Source organism: Thermoactinomyces sp. CICC 10521, from assembly GCF_016055135.1.
In the GTDB taxonomy this organism is placed as follows: Bacteria; Bacillota; Bacilli; order Thermoactinomycetales; family Thermoactinomycetaceae; genus Thermoactinomyces_A; species Thermoactinomyces_A daqus.
On sequence record NZ_JAECVZ010000001.1, the window covers coordinates 323,150 to 338,475 of the forward strand.

Here is a 15,326-nt window from a genome sequence, read left to right on the forward strand (position 1 = left end):
TCCGTAAATTTCCCTCTTTCGCAAAGAGAAAGAATCTATTTAATAGAATTTACCTTCAAATTATATAAATTTTTTCATTCGATGGCAGAATAATTTATTAAAATTTTATACAAAAAGCCCTTAAGCAAATATGCTTAAAGGCTTGTTTCCATCGGTGTAACTTTTTTAACTTTGCTGCACCCCCCGTCCAACAACCCGTTCTCGCCGGCGAGAGCATCGTATGACCTGCTACTACCCCTACTTTCTGGTCTTCGCATTTTGAATAATCCGAGAGATTGAAGATATTACATTGCAATGACAGGCGACTGGGTCTGGATCGTACTGACCATCTTCTTGAAAATGAGAAATTGGTTGCCCTCTGCTTCGATTGAAATGGTGAATTTGTCAAAATCCCGAATCACTCCCCTGTATTGAAATCCATTCACCAAAAACAGTGTAACCGGTATGTTCCTTTCCACCAGCTGCGTAAGAAAATTCTCCTGAATGTTGTCCATCAGGACCATTCTCCTTCCTCTCGTTTTAACGTCTTCTACTGCATTTCTTTCCCAATTCCCCCTCAGGTAAACGAATTCCTCTTTTCCATCGTCTTCTCGTCGTTTTTCCGCTCTCCCCTGACATAAAACCGGCATCATGAATAAAATAAAACCAGCAATTCAGCAATGTACAGAAAAGAATACAAATTTAATAATCTAATAAATTCATCCTAATAATGTATAAATATATTGCTATATAAAAATAGAGGCGTTATAATATATTAAGGCTAAATATTTTGATTTTTCAATTAAATATTATTGGGAGGAGTGCTTGTGTTTCGGAATCGGTGGGGATCTTGTTTGCTCATCTTCCTGCTTGTCCTCGCTTTTAGTCCGGCCATGTTGTTTTCCGGCAGCACCCGGGCATCCGCTGTGCCTTCTTCAGAAAGCGGTTCCTCCAAACCCGTTTACCATCCCGGGCCTCTTTATGAACAGTTTAGGCAGGCAGCGAAGGAATTTCATGTTCCCTTGACCATTCTGCTCGCCGTCAGCTACGCCGAAACGCACTGGCAAGATCATCACGGAAAACCGAGTGAACTGAACGGTTACGGGTTGATGCACCTGGCCGATAATCCAACGAACCATTCACTGCCGGAAGCCAGTCAGTTGCTGGGCATTCCGGAAAATCAGCTCAAAAATGATGTCAAACAAAATATCCGCGGCGGTGCAGCCGTTCTCGCCCAGCGGGCCAAAGAGCTGAATCAGGGCAAGCTGCCGCAGGATTTGGCCAAATGGTATACTGCTGTCGCCGCTTACAGCGGGCTATCCTCCAAACTGACGGCCAAGTGGTATGCAGATGAAGTTTACAGCCTGATCAACCACGGCGCCTATCGTCTGGTCGACGGCAAAGATATGTTTATCCGTCCGACGCGGGTGATCCCCGACAAAGGTATCTATGCCGACGTGAAAGCGGTGCAGGCGGCAGCCACTCCGGACTATCCCTATGCCAATTGGGTTGCCGCCTCCAGCAGCAATTACACGGCAGCCAATCGCGTGGCAGACGGAAACAGCATCAATTATATCATTATTCATACAACAGAGGGTTCCTACAGCGGCACCATCAACTGGTTCCAAAATCTGCAGGCGCAGGTGAGCTCACACTATGTCATCCGCTCCAGCGACGGGGAAATCACGCAGATGGTCCAAAACAAGGACATCGCCTGGCATGCCGGTAACTGGGATTACAACGTCCACAGCATCGGCATCGAACATGAAGGATATGTCAGCGATCCATCCTGGTTTACTGATGCGATGTACCGCGCCTCCGCCAGTTTGACGCGCTGGCTCTGCGACAAGTACGGAATTCCCAAAGACCGTTCCCACATCATCGGACACAATCAGGTTCCAGGTTCCACGCACACCGACCCCGGCTCCGGATGGGACTGGAACTATTATATGTCACTGGTCAACCAATCATCCTCATCCACGGAGATCGTTGTCGACAATTCCAATACATCCCGCGTTTCCGTCAGCGGCAACTGGGCGCTCAGCTCCTGGAACTCCCAAAAATACGGAGCCGACTATTACTATACCACTCCCCAGGCGGTCAGCGAACCTGTCTGGTTCAAATTTAACGTACCTTCTTCCGGTTCCTACAGCGTTTACGCCTGGTGGCCCGCTGATCCCGGCTATAACAGCAACACGCCCTATATCATCAGGACATCCAGCGGAAATCAAACGGTTTATGCCAACCAGCAAGCGGGCGGAGGAAAATGGAATTATCTCGGCACCTTCAATCTCCCCGCAGGCGATCAATACATCGTCGGGGTTTCCCGCTGGACATCGGGAACAGGCTATGTGATTGCCGATGCGGTGAAGCTGGTAAAAAATTAATGCGAAAATAAGTGTTCAAAGCCGGTAACGCCGGATGATGGCGTTGTCCCGGCGTTTTTTTGTGAGCATGTGTTGCCGGTCTGAGGCCGGTGCGCCGATCCCCCGCAAATTTGCCTGGTTCCCCCCGTGCTTGCCAACTTTTTTTATTTCCTTCTTGATATCAGAACATATGTTCGTGTATGATGATTAGCAAAGGGGGGAGCGGGATGAATGTGATCAACTTTCATCAATGGTATGAGAGCCGTTTGTATCTTGCGCTTATGCATCAATCCGAACCGAAGCGAACCTGGAAATATGAACCGCCGCAAATTGAACCTGACCAATTGGAATATATGGCTTTTTTACTGGAAGAAGCACATGAACTGGAAAAACCGGTTCTGGTCACGTATGCGGGCAAACACTCCCCGCTGCAATTTTACGGTCAAGTGATTCACGTCCAACCTTATGAAGGTTGGTTTATCATGGCTAACGGCCAGATAAAGCAACGGCTCCGCTTTCGTCAGCTGATCGAAGTGGACTGGTTCTGAAACAAAAGAAGCCCCGGGGTTTCCCTCGGGGCTTAAGCTTATGCCTGCACTTTTATCAATCTTTCCCGGATGCGTGTCAATAAAAGATAGACGATCGGAACAATAAACAAGGTTAAAAAGGTGGAGGAAGTAAGCCCGCCGATGACGACAACTGCCAGCCCCTGGGACATCAGGGTTCCTTCTCCATACCCCAGTCCGAGGGGGAGAAGCGCGAAGATCGTGGCAAAGGCAGTCATCAGGATCGGCCGCAAACGAGTGCCGGCCGCTTCGAGCAAGGCTTCTTCGATCCGGAGTCCGCGCGCCTGCACCTGTTTGACGCGGTCGATCAGGACGATGGCGTTGGTAACCACGATTCCGATCAGCATCAAAGCACCAATCATCGCGGAAACGCTGATCGGCTGCCCGGAGATCCATAATCCCGCCAGCCCGCCGATCACAGCGAACGGCAGGGAGAAGAGAATGGTAAAGGGTGCGGTCGCCTCGCCAAATGAGATCATCATTACGATGTAAACGGCGGCAATGGCCACCACCATCGCCACGCCCAATTGGGCAAAGCTTTTATTCATCTCTTCCGTGTCACCGCCGATTCTGACGGAAATACCTTTGGGGATCTTCACCTGATTGATCGCCGATTGCACTTCCCGGGAGACAGCCCCCGTATCCTTGATCGTCACATCGCCGGAAACGGTGGCATAGCGCTGACCGTTTTGCTTTTGAATCGAAACCGGTCCGCTCACGACTTTGACATCGGCGATTTCCCCCAGTTTGATCAAATCGCCCGTCTGCGACAAGATCTGGATCTCTTTCAGCCGGTTGAGAGAATTGAGATCGTTCTCCTCCAGACCGAGGCGAACGTCCTCTGCAGTCGGGCCATTGTTTATCTCAAACACTTTATCGGCATCGAGAAGGCCTCGTATGGTATAAGCCACTTGTTGCGCCACCAGTCCTTTGCGGGCGGCTTTGGCTTCATCCACATGGACATCGACAATTTGCCGGCTGGCACTCAGATTGTTGCTCACATTGGTCAAACCGTGGACGTGTTTTAACCGGGAGGTGAGCGCTTCGGTCACATTTTTGACCTGGTCCATGTTGCTTCCCTGAATGCTTACGGAAATTGAACTGGAAGGCGGTCCGACGCTCCTCACTTCATTCACTTCGATTTCCCCTTGTTGCCCCAGCGGTTTTAATTCCGTCCGCACTTGGTTCAAAAAGGGATCCATGTTGGTGTGATCAGCCAGTTTGACGAAAATGGAGGCGCGGTTCGGACTGCCGATGCTGCCATCGGACATCAACTGTCCGCGCAGGTTCCCCACCGAAGAGGAGATGATCTCAACTTCCGGGTGTTTCTTCAGGGTCTTCTCAATCTTACCGGTAACCTCATTTGTCTTTTCGAGATCGGTTCCGGAAGGCATTTTCAAATTGACCTGCATCGCCTTCTCTTTTTCCGAAGGCAGAAAACTGGTGCCCACGAGCGGAACCAGTCCAAGGCTCAGGACAAGGAGCGCGACGGCTCCGCCCAGCACGATCGCCTTATGGCGAAGCGACCACGCCAGTGCCTTTTTATAGCCGGAAGCAAAGCGGCTGTGACTGCGCTTCTCGCTCATTTTTGTCCCGCGCAGCAACATGATTTTGGACAGAACCGGAACAATGGTAACAGCGACCAACAAGGAGCAAAGCAAGGCAATCGCAACTGTCACGGCAAACGGATAAAAGACCTTGCCGACAATCCCGTCGATAAACCCGAGCGGAATAAAGACGGACACCGTTGTCAGCGTTGAGGAGGTGATCGCTGCCCCCACTTCTTTGGTCGCCAGGTAGATAATCTCCGACGTGCGTTCTGGTTTGCGCATCAGATGGCGGTAAATGTTCTCAATGACGACGATGCTGTCATCCACCACCCGTCCGACTGCTACGGCAATTCCCCCCAAAGTCATAATGTTGAGGGAGATATCCGCCTCTTTTAATAACACGATCGTGGCAAAGATCGAAATGGGAATCGAAATGATCGAAATCAGGGTAATCCTGAATTTGCGAAGGAAAAGCAGGATGACCACCGAGGCGAACAGCGCACCAAGCAGCCCTTCGCGAATCATTGAACGAATCGATGCTTTCACGCCCTCCGATTGATCAAACAGCTTGATCAGATGGAGATCGGGATTTGCTTTTTTCAATCCGGCAATTTTCTTGTTGACCTGAGTGGCCACATCGACTACATTGGCATCCGGATTTTTGATGATGTCGATATTGACCGACGGCTTCCCATCGGTACGGGTGATCATGGTATTGTTATCTGCTGATTCAGTAATGGTGGCGATATCGCCCAATTTTACCGTCTTGATCTCCGGGTTTTTCAGTTCGGGTTTTTTCGTTTTGGCGGAAGGAAGCGAAGGTTTTCCCGCCATATTCAGCTTCGGCACGGACAATTTCGACTTGGTCCCGGCACCGGACGCTTTCATTTTCTCACTGAGCTGTTTCAGCACGGCCATATTGATGGCGATATCGCGCTGCAATTCAGCCGCTTTCGCTTTCAGTCCGGCATCATCGGGATTTTGTTGCAGTTGCTGAAGCGTTTTGTTCAGTTCCAACTGATCGCCGAGCACCTGTGCCTGTTTGGCCTGTGCCATTTGCAGCATGGCCATTCCCTGACTCATCTGGCCCATTCCTTGTCCCAGGCCGTTGACTGCCTGACCGAGCCCTGATACCGCCTGACCCAGTCCGCCGACCGCCTGTCCCAACTGTCCCATTCCCTGGCCGATCTGATTGAAGGCATCCTGCATTCCTTCTCCGGGGTTTGCCGGAACCGTGAGTTCGTAGTTCTTTAACTGGTCGATATTCGTGATTTTTTGGTTGATCCGAATCGGCATATCGACAGAGCCCGATTCCAGGTCACCGACAGGCAGGGACATGTCGGCACTTTGCAGGGCCTGCTCGACCTGCTGCAACGACAAGTTATATTTTTTCAATTGATCCGGTTTGAGGCGAATATAGACCGCTTTGGCCCCTTCTCCCTTGACTTGCACTTCACCGACACCGTCAACCGTCTCCAGCTCCGGCTTCGCTTTGTCGGTTACCCAGCGTTCGAGATCAGCCGCATTTTTCTTGTCGCTGGTCACAGCCAGGGTGATCAGCGGGTACGTATTTAAACCGAATCGGTTAAAAGTGGTGTTCATCACGCCATCCGGCAGTTTGAGACGATGGATGGCATCTTGCATCTCCTGCTGCGCCTTATCCAAATCAGCAGAAAAATCAAATTGCGCTATAACCACGGACGTGCTGTCCGCAGAAACGGAGGTGACTTTCTGTACCCCCTTTACTCCCATCACTTCTTTTTCAATCGGCCCCGTCACTTTCTGATCAATGTCCTCCGGCGACGCTCCCGGATAAGGAGTAATCGCGACAATGACCGGAAAATCGATGTCCGGCATTGCTTCCATCTTAAGCTGTGACGCTTCGTACAGCCCGCCGCCGATTACCAGGATCACCAAAAGAACGATCGCCGACACATTTTTCAAAGAAAACCGGGTCAGCCAGCTCACTCTTGGCCCTCCTTTTTTTGCGTAAAAAAACTTGCCGGTGTCTGCATGGTCACCGAGCAAGTTTTTCTCCCCTTCCCAACAAAGTTTCATGTGCTGTCTATAGATTATTTCTGAATAACCTTACAAATTACAAATAAAACTTAATAAATAATCACTATCATCTTACCGAACAGGCGGAGGGTGGGTCAATTTCCGTTTTGTGAACTTTCATGTTCCTCCGTCTTCGCCGTCCACACGGATCAGGCGAATCGGATTTCCGGCGGCAAAGGCCCGGGGAGGCACATCCCGGGTTACGACAGAACCGGCTCCGATCACGGCATGATCCCCGATTGTCACTCCGGGCAAAATGGTGGTGTTCGCTCCGATCATCACATGATTCCCGATCGTTACTTCGCCCAGACGATACTCGTCGATCAGGTATTCATGTGTCAAAATTGTGGAATTGTAACCGATGATGCTGTTGCGGCCGATCCGGATTTTCTCCGGGTAGAGAATATCCATCATCACCATAAACGCCACTGCCGTTTTCTCCCCCACTTCCATCCGCAAAAAGGTGCGATACAGCCAATTTTTCAACCACATAAAGGGAATGTACCTGGCAATGACGATTACGAGCGTATTTTTGAACACTTTCCAAAACGAAACCGTCCGGTAAACCTGCCATAGCGAATTGGCCCCCTTGACGGGATAGCGTTCCGTTTTTCTCATGCGGCGGTCACCCTATGAGCGGACTCCGACAATTTGCAGCAAGTCCCTCATATCCTCCAAATAATAATCGGGATCATACTTTTTCAATTCCTCCGCATGCAAGCTCCAGGCTACGGCTGCCGAAGCGACACCTGCCCGTTTCGCCGCCAGGATATCATAACGGCTGTCCCCGACCATGATCACCTGTCCGGGTGTTCCGCCCAAATGCTCCATGGCCAGAAAAATCATATCCGGCTCCGGCTTCGCTTTTTCCGTATCGCCTATGCAAACGACTGTTTTCATAAACCGTCCCAGATCAAAGAGTTTTAAACCCATTTCCACGACAAGGCGGCGTTTGTTGGAAACAACCCCCATCAGCACTCCGGCCCGGTCCAGCTCGCTGAGCGTCTCCCGGACATGGGGAAATTCCAACACCAATTCGTCGTGTTTTCTCTCATTAAAGGCATGATAGGTCTTCACCATCTCCTCAGCCTGATCGGGATCAAAGCGGCGCATCTGGTCGTAAAGAGGCTCACCCATAATCTCCAGAACATCCTGCTCGGTGTATTTCCCCGGACAATGAAGTTCCAATGTATGCATAAAGGAAGCCAAAATCAGCTCATTTGTATTAATCAAAGTCCCATCCAGATCAAAAAGCAGAATCGGTTTTTTCACTCGTTCTCCTCTCCTTATGCTTCATTTGTCTCTACGGCCGACCGGTAAGGAACCCAAGCCCGCCTGCTCAGACGGCGCCATAAAATCATGCCCAGTCCGATCAGCATCCCGAGCAGACTGACCAATTGCGCCACCCGGATGTTACCATGCTCCAGACTCCCCGCCTGAAGCCACGCTCCCAACGGCTGCCACAATGCATTCAGCATGTCGCTTAACCACATTGGACCGGTGAAGGAAAGACTGTCAGTCCGCAATCCTTCGATAAAAAAGCGGCCCAATGAATACCATACCATATATGTAAAAAAGATTTCTCCGCGGCGCAAGTTGATTTTGCGAAGCAACAGGAGGAGGAGAAAGCCGATCCCGTCCCATATCGATTCATACAAAAAAGTGGGCTGGTAATAAACGCCCTGGATATTCATCTGGCTGATGATCCATTCGGGCAACTGAAGAGCTTCCAGCATCGCCCTGCTGACCATCCCCCCGTGCGCTTCCTGGTTGATAAAATTCCCCCACCTTCCCAGCGCCTGGCCGAGCAGAATGCTGGGGGCAATAATATCCGCCATGTTCAAAAAGGAAAGGTGGTATTTTCTCATAAAGAATGCCCCCGCCAGAAAAGCTCCGAGCAACCCGCCGTGAATTGCAAGCCCTCCATTCCACACGGCAAAAATGTCCATCGGGTGATGGAGATAATACTCCCATTGAAACCCGACGTAATAAAGGCGCGCTCCCACAACGGCCGCCGGCAGCACCCAAACCACCAAATCCAGAAAAATTTCAGCTGGCAGCTGGTGACGCTTTCCTTCCCGGATCGCAAGCCATAATCCCAGAAGGGCAGAACTGCCCAGGATAATTCCATACCAGTAAATGCGGATCGGTCCCAGGGAAAAAGCGACCGGATCGATCACAGCCAAAGTCATCGTTTTTCCGCTCCTTTTCTGTGAAAGTCCATTGGAGAAATCGGGGTATTGTCCCCTTTTTGTTTTGACTGTACCTTCATCCCGAGGAAGATTTGAAAGTCCGCTTATCGGCAGGCATGTTGATTTGCATCAAATATTGATTAATCAACAGACCTGATTCATTCAACATTTCTATTTATTTTAACCTATTTTTTCCAGATAACATCAAAAACCGGGACTGCATATGAAAAATATTTTCGTCCGTTCTCTTTATCAAATTTACATACTGTTCAAAAAAATATATCCCCCCGGCCTTTTCCAATGCCCCTGACTGGTATAACATAAGAAATGATCCCAAAAATGTTCGCTTAAACCCTGAAATTTAAAATTTATTCACTTATCTCCCCGTTTTTATTATGGACAGAAAAAGTCAGATTCATTAAAATAATATACACAATATTTTGGAGGGATTTATATTGCTTGCAATCAATCCGTCGGATCCGTCCCTGGAAGGCGATGAAGAACGTTATGACTGTATGGAATGCGGAGCACAAGAAAGCATCGTGATCATCGACAACCGGGGTTTTTGCAGCACGCCGGGCTGCCTCCATAATGATCCTGTTCAATTTGTCTTTTTTCCCCAGTGGCCCAAACCAAAGGCGTGCCATATTGAGCGAAAAAGATTTTTAAAGTGACCATAAACAAGAGGTGCCGAACCATGATTCAGCACCTTTTTTGCGTTTAATCCCAGTCATCCGTCTCGTCGATCGCTTCGCCCAGTTGCTGCACAAATTGCTGGGCAGCATGATAACCCATGCGCTTAAGACGAAAATTCATCGCCGCCACTTCAATGATGACGGCCAGATTTCGCCCGGGGCGCACCGGAATGATCAACTGCGGCAACTCGGTATCAATGATGCGGATTTTTTCCTCATCCAGGCCGAGACGGTCATATTGCTGTTTTTCCTGCCATGCTTCCAAATGGATGGCCAGCGAAATTTTCTTTTTGTCCCGAACCGCCCCCGCTCCGAACAAGGTCATCACATTGATAATTCCCAGCCCGCGAATTTCCAGCAGATAGCGGATCAATTTGGGAGCATGTCCGATCAGCTCCCCTTCTTCGGTCTGCTGAATCTCCACCGCATCGTCGGCCACCAGGCGATGCCCGCGCTTGACCAGTTCCAACGCGGTCTCACTTTTGCCGATCCCGCTTGAGCCTGTGATCAGAACCCCAATGCCGTATACATCCACCAATACTCCGTGAAGGGTGGTCATCGGGGCCAGATGTTTTTCCAGGTAATTGGTTAACTTGCTGGCGAATCTCGTCGTTGCCACCGGTGTGCGCAAAATCGGAATCTTTCTTGTCTCGGCCGCCTTGATCAATTCAGTGGGAACCTCAAAATTGCGCGTGACGATAAAGCACGGAATTCGCGGATCGCACAAACGATCAAACCGTTTTTTTCTCTCCTCGCCGCTCAGTCTGTCGATAAAGGAAAGTTCGGTTTTTCCGAGGAGCTGGAGCCGTTCCGTCGGATGAAACGTAAAAAAGCCTGCAAGTTCCAATCCCGGGCGATACAGATCAGAGACCTCCACTTCCCTGTTCAGCTGGTCCCATCCGCAAATGACTTCCAGATCAAAATCCTGCACCAGATGTTCCAATGTCACTTTTTTCATCAATGGTCTCTCCTACTTCGCTTCTTGCCACCATCTGTAAAGAAGAAGCGACTGGGTCAGCATCCAGTCGCTCATGCCTATGCCTAAGTTTACAATACTGTTTTTTCCGTTTCCTTGTCAAAAATATGCGCTTTATTCATGTCGAACGCCAGCTTGATTCGCGCCCCGGGTGCATATTGGGTTCGTGCATTCACTCTGGCGGTCAGCCATTTTTCCCCAAAACCGCTCATGTATAAATACATTTCCGCTCCCATATTTTCGGCCACTTCCACTTTGCCTTCAAAGGCGCTGTCCGGGGAAGCCTCGAGAAAGACCGGTTCATCATGCACCGCTTCCGGACGGATGCCAAACACCACTTCCTTGCCGACATATCCTTGTTCACGCAGCCCGGAAGCCTTCCCTGCCGGAATTTTTACTTTGGCGCCGGTAGTGGTGAAATAAACATCGCCACTTTCCTCAATGAGGGATCCTTCAACGAAGTTCATGGACGGAGAGCCGATAAATCCTGCCACAAACATATTGGCCGGCTTGTTGTAAATTTCGGTCGGGGTATCCACCTGCTGAATGACACCGTCACGCATAACGACAATGCGGTCCCCCATGGTCATCGCTTCCGTCTGGTCATGGGTGACGTAAATAATCGTCGTTTCCAGGCGCTGATGCAGCTTGCTGATCTCTGTCCGCATCTGCACGCGCAATTTGGCATCCAGATTGGAGAGAGGCTCGTCCATCAGGAACACCTGCGGTTCGCGAACGATGGCCCGGCCCAGGGCCACCCGCTGCCGCTGGCCACCGGACAATTGCTTCGGCTTCCGGTCCAGCAGGTGTTCAATATCCAAAATCCTGGCCGCTTCATGCACCCTTTCTTTGATTTCCTCTTTTTTGAATTTGCGCAACTTCAAGCCAAACGCCATGTTTTCATATACTGTCATATGAGGATAAAGTGCATAGCTTTGAAAAACCATGGCAATGTCGCGATCTTTGGGCGGAACGTCATTGACCAGGCGGTCACCGATATACAGTTCCCCTTCGGAAATATCCTCCAAACCCGCGATCATCCGTAAGGTCGTTGATTTTCCGCATCCTGAGGGACCGACCAGGACGAGAAACTCTTTGTCTTTAATGTCCAGATGAAAGTCTTTAACCGCAGTAAAACCGTTGTTATATCTCTTAAAGACATGATTGAGCCGGACTTGGGCCATTCGGTTTCCTCCTTGATAGCGCTTTCTGTTTAATTAAAATCTATTTTAGATTAAAGATTAAAAATATTCTATGTACAAATCGCACAAACCTTTTTTGGCAGTTTGCACAACCCATCATTCCGCATCTTTTTGCAACAAGAGCAACATGATTTTCACCAGCACGGCATCGTCAAACGAACGCACATCATAGCCTGTTTCCTGTTTAATGCGGTCCAAACGGTACAAAAGCGTATTGCGATGAATATAAAGATGCCTTGCCGTTTCACTGATGTTGAGATTAAATGCAAACAGCGCTTTCAGCGTTTTCGCCAACTCGGGTTCTTTCAGCAGAGAAACGGAAGGGAAATTTTTCTTAAACGAGGCGACGGCCTCATCGTCCAATTGCGTAATCAGCTTTTCCAGTTCCAGCTTCCAGGTCGCCATCACCTGGCGCTCCGGATAAAAAATGCGGAACAGCCCGGCCGCTCTCCGAAGTTCACTCCACATGCGGGCCGCTTCTTTCGCATGATGAATCGGCGGATGCACCAGCACCCGAATCCAGGTTCCGGCTTCACCGGCAAACACCTCGCACAATTCCTCTGCCGCTTTTTCCAGCGACCGTTTGAAATCCGTCCCTTCGCTGAATGATGACAAAGAGGCCAGCACCAGCCATTCGCGCTCATGGATGGAGATCACCCATGCCATCTCTTCCCCGAAATAAGCTTGAAACAATTGGGCGAGCTCATCAGCCGTTCCTCCGGCCGGTGAAGTTAGCTGGACGTAAAAAGGCACACGATCGTTCCATGAAAGCTTGGCGATTTCGGGCGGAACCGGAACCTCCCCTTCATCCTTCACCAACGATTGGAACCAGTCGGAAAGGCTAATCCCCTCCCCCTGTCCCCGCCGGTCCCGCAGCCACAGTTCCACCAATGCGCACTCACGCGGGGTTAAGGGAATTTCAAAGGTAAAGGCCGTTCCGGACGGCAAATAAAAAACCGGTGAAGTTCCCTCCATCGGCTTCTTCACCCGTGCCCCGGCACCGATCGCCCGCTCCAGCTCCCTCAGCCATTTCTGTTCCTGCGGGGATAACCAGACCATTTGGCACTTCGCTCCTTGTTAAAAAAGATTTCACAACCAAAAAGATCTTCTCATTTCATCGTCAGTATACAAGATTCCACCCCTGCAAACAAAGCACCAGCCACTAATACTCACTCAAAATCATGACACAAAAAAGAATTTGTCATCGAATAAAATGGATGATACTTTTCTATACAAGGATTTCGAAACTCCAATGTAAAATAGATTAGGAACAGTTCCGGAAGATGCGCCGAACAACAGCGGTGCAAACCTGAGCAGGAGTGATAATGAATGGCGCGAAAAATCGCATGGTTGCTGATCGTAGCAGGAGTTCTCCTGCTCGGTTACAACGCATATCAGTGGTGGGGAGAAATCCGGGTCGCCGTCGTTGATCCGAAAATGGCGATGGCCATCTCAAAAGAATGGGACGACAGAACCAGGATGCCCTCACTCGACAAAGGGGAACCGGTCACCGGTGAGCACGCCAAAAAGGGAACCGTCGTCGGACAGTTGGTGATCCCCCGTCTCGGAGCCATCCTCCCCATCGTGCAGGGAACGGACGCGGACTCCCTGAAAAAAGGCGTCGGGCTGTATGAAGGATATGGCACGGTAAATCCAGGGGAAACCGGCCATGTCGTCCTGTCCGGCCACCGCGATACCGTTTTTCGCGGAGTGGGAAAATTGCAAACGGGCGACCGCCTCTATGTAAAATATCACCATAAGGTCTTTACATACCAAATTCGCAAAACGTGGATCACCAAGGCGGATGACCTCACTGTCATCGTTCCGATCCCCCGTCCGGTTCTGTCCCTGACCACCTGTTATCCTTTTAACTACGTCGGCAGCGCACCGGACCGGTATATCATCCGCGCCGATTTGATCAAGATCGAAAACGAAAACCAAAAAGACACCCAAACATTGGGCAATTAAATCCTGTCATCAACCAGCGTTGCCACCACCAGCCATTCAGGCAGGAAGTGGTGTCCCCTTCCGCCGGGGCCCCGGAATCGGGGAAGTCAGGAGGGGATACCATAACCCTGACCTGCGATGCACTTTCTCACTTTCACAAAAAATGGAGACGGCACGTTGACACCGACCCCCACTCATCGATTTAATCCATAATTCGGTCAGCAATCCACGATGCCACGGCTACAATCAATGCGCCGAGGAAGGCAGGCACAAACCCGTTGACATCAAATCCCCTGATCAGCGCACCGGTCAACCAGAACAAAATGGCATTGACCACGAGTGAAAACAGCCCGAGTGTGACGATATTGATCGGGAGGGTGAGCAACATAATCAGCGGCCGGATAATCAGGTTTATCAGCCCGAGTACCAGTGCGGCCAACAGTGCCGTTCCCCAGCTTTGCACATAAATTCCCGTGACGATTTTGGATGCCAGCAAAACGGCCAGCGAATTAATCACGAGCCTCACAATAATGCCCATCTAAATTGCCTCCTTGCTTTCAGGCATATGACTTTCAAAGATTTTTCCTTTAATTTCCACTTCATTCTGCAGCAAAGTCCCCATTTCTCTCGGTTCCATCCATTATTTGGTTGGTCAATCCCCTTCCTCCGTTATTTCTTTCCCGTTTTTTACAAGAAAAACGCGTTTCTCATACATGATTTTTCCTTTAATGCGCAACCTCTAAAATGAGCTTGCAACCTGGATGGCAACGTTTTCAAAACCCTTATTTCCATGCGGTTTTCCCCGATTTTTACATGCAGTTTTTTTTTATTTATAGTATACTTTTGGGAGTTGAAATGTACGTTTTTCGTATGGCGCAAAGGAGTGGACAACATGAAACTAGGAATGATTGGCCTCGGCAAAATGGGGATGAATCTGGTTCTGAACCTGCTTGATCATCAACATGAAGTGGTAGTATACGACGTCAATCCGGAGCCAAGACAAAAACTGGCCGAAAAAGGAGCGATTGCGGCTGATTCGGTACAAGCCCTGATTGCAGACCTCCCGTCTCCGCGGGTGGTATGGCTGATGGTTCCTGCCGGTGAAATCGTCGATACGCTGTTACAAGATATTCTTCCGCAACTGCAACAAGGGGATATCGTAATCGATGGCGGAAATTCCCATTATAAGGATTCTCTGCGCCGGAGCAAACAATGTGCGGAAAAAGGAATTCATTTTATGGATGTCGGCACTTCCGGCGGGATGGAAGGGGCACGTGAAGGCGGCTGCTTCATGATCGGCGGCGACAAAGAAGCATTTGCCCATATCGAACCGCTCTTCCGCGATCTCGCTGTAAAAGACGGCTATCTGTATACGGGCGAAAGCGGCAGCGGACACTTCCTGAAAATGGTGCACAATGGAATTGAATACGGCATGATGCAAGCGATCGGTGAAGGGTTTGAGGTTCTCGACAAAAGCCAATTCAATTATGACTACGAGGATGTAGCCCGCGTTTGGGCCCATGGCTCGGTTATCCGCGGCTGGCTGATGGACTTGACGCAAAACGCCTTCTCCAAAGATCCGCGCCTTGAAGGAATCCGCGGCGTCATGCACGCATCCGGCGAAGGACAATGGACGGTTGAAACGGCTTTGGAACTCAAAGCGGCTGCTCCGGTGATCGCCATGTCACTGTTTATGCGCTATCGTTCCCTGGAAGAGGATACCTTCCACGGAAAAGTGGTTGCTGCATTGCGATACGAATTCGGCGGACATGCTGTCGAGAAAAAATAATGCGGA

The 15,326-nt window shown here is 50.0% G+C and carries 14 protein-coding genes; 5 read left to right on the plus strand and 9 right to left on the minus strand.

The window, feature by feature from the left end; genetic code table 11:
- Positions 1–284: 284 nt before the first annotated feature.
- Positions 285–494 (minus strand): RNA chaperone Hfq, encoded by a 210-nt coding sequence (gene hfq / locus I8U17_RS01755; RefSeq protein ID WP_198058934.1) that lies wholly within the window; start codon positions 492–494, stop codon positions 285–287.
- 312 nt (positions 495–806) lie between these two features.
- Between hfq and I8U17_RS01760 the strand changes: the two genes are divergently transcribed.
- Together I8U17_RS01760 and I8U17_RS01765 are read left to right on the plus strand one after the other, a co-directional pair.
- A complete protein-coding gene (locus tag I8U17_RS01760) occupies positions 807–2,366 on the plus strand; it encodes a golvesin C-terminal-like domain-containing protein (protein ID WP_198058935.1) in 1,560 nt (519 codons plus the stop codon).
- 206 nt (positions 2,367–2,572) lie between these two features.
- Positions 2,573–2,893 carry a YolD-like family protein gene (locus tag I8U17_RS01765; protein ID WP_198058936.1) on the plus strand — a complete coding sequence of 107 codons (321 nt, stop codon included), beginning with the start codon at positions 2,573–2,575 and terminating at the stop codon, positions 2,891–2,893.
- Positions 2,894–2,931: 38 nt separating this feature from the next.
- On the opposite strand, the gene I8U17_RS01770 is transcribed toward I8U17_RS01765, so the two are convergent.
- The 4 genes from I8U17_RS01770 to lgt all read right to left on the minus strand — a co-directional run bounded on the left by I8U17_RS01770 (position 2,932) and on the right by lgt (position 8,711).
- Positions 2,932–6,429: an efflux RND transporter permease subunit gene (locus I8U17_RS01770; protein WP_198055948.1), complete on the minus strand. Its 3,498-nt coding sequence runs from the start codon at positions 6,427–6,429 to the stop codon at positions 2,932–2,934.
- Positions 6,430–6,636: 207 nt separating this feature from the next.
- Complete coding sequence (locus I8U17_RS01775; RefSeq protein ID WP_033099818.1) at positions 6,637–7,137, minus strand: acyltransferase; 501 nt, start codon at positions 7,135–7,137, stop codon at positions 6,637–6,639.
- A 12-nt stretch (positions 7,138–7,149) separates the two neighbouring features.
- Positions 7,150–7,791: a pyrophosphatase PpaX gene (gene ppaX, locus I8U17_RS01780; protein WP_033099817.1), complete on the minus strand. Its 642-nt coding sequence runs from the start codon at positions 7,789–7,791 to the stop codon at positions 7,150–7,152.
- A gap of 14 nt (positions 7,792–7,805) precedes the next feature.
- A complete protein-coding gene (gene lgt, locus I8U17_RS01785) occupies positions 7,806–8,711 on the minus strand; it encodes a prolipoprotein diacylglyceryl transferase (protein ID WP_033099816.1) in 906 nt (301 codons plus the stop codon).
- Between the two features lie 455 nt (positions 8,712–9,166).
- Here lgt and I8U17_RS01790 point away from each other — a divergent pair, with 455 nt between their 5' ends.
- A complete protein-coding gene (locus I8U17_RS01790) occupies positions 9,167–9,385 on the plus strand; it encodes a hypothetical protein (protein ID WP_198055946.1) in 219 nt (72 codons plus the stop codon).
- A gap of 46 nt (positions 9,386–9,431) precedes the next feature.
- On the opposite strand, the gene hprK is transcribed toward I8U17_RS01790, so the two are convergent.
- From hprK to I8U17_RS01805, 3 genes are all read right to left on the minus strand, one after another.
- Positions 9,432–10,364: an HPr(Ser) kinase/phosphatase gene (hprK, locus tag I8U17_RS01795; RefSeq protein ID WP_152568475.1), complete on the minus strand. Its 933-nt coding sequence runs from the start codon at positions 10,362–10,364 to the stop codon at positions 9,432–9,434.
- Between the two features lie 89 nt (positions 10,365–10,453).
- Positions 10,454–11,566 carry an ABC transporter ATP-binding protein gene (locus I8U17_RS01800; protein WP_033099813.1) on the minus strand — a complete coding sequence of 371 codons (1,113 nt, stop codon included), beginning with the start codon at positions 11,564–11,566 and terminating at the stop codon, positions 10,454–10,456.
- Between the two features lie 114 nt (positions 11,567–11,680).
- Complete coding sequence (locus I8U17_RS01805; RefSeq protein WP_198058937.1) at positions 11,681–12,643, minus strand: PucR family transcriptional regulator; 963 nt, start codon at positions 12,641–12,643, stop codon at positions 11,681–11,683.
- A gap of 270 nt (positions 12,644–12,913) precedes the next feature.
- On the opposite strand from I8U17_RS01805, the gene I8U17_RS01810 reads away from it, so the two are divergent.
- On the plus strand, positions 12,914–13,552 hold the full coding sequence (locus tag I8U17_RS01810; protein WP_198055943.1) for a class D sortase: 639 nt from the start codon (positions 12,914–12,916) through the stop codon (positions 13,550–13,552).
- Positions 13,553–13,733: 181 nt separating this feature from the next.
- On the opposite strand, the gene I8U17_RS01815 is transcribed toward I8U17_RS01810, so the two are convergent.
- Complete coding sequence (locus tag I8U17_RS01815) at positions 13,734–14,069, minus strand: phage holin family protein (protein WP_033099811.1); 336 nt, start codon at positions 14,067–14,069, stop codon at positions 13,734–13,736.
- 354 nt (positions 14,070–14,423) lie between these two features.
- Between I8U17_RS01815 and gnd the strand changes: the two genes are divergently transcribed.
- Positions 14,424–15,320: a phosphogluconate dehydrogenase (NAD(+)-dependent, decarboxylating) gene (gnd, locus tag I8U17_RS01820; RefSeq protein ID WP_198058938.1), complete on the plus strand. Its 897-nt coding sequence runs from the start codon at positions 14,424–14,426 to the stop codon at positions 15,318–15,320.
- The last annotated feature ends 6 nt before the right edge of the window (positions 15,321–15,326 follow it).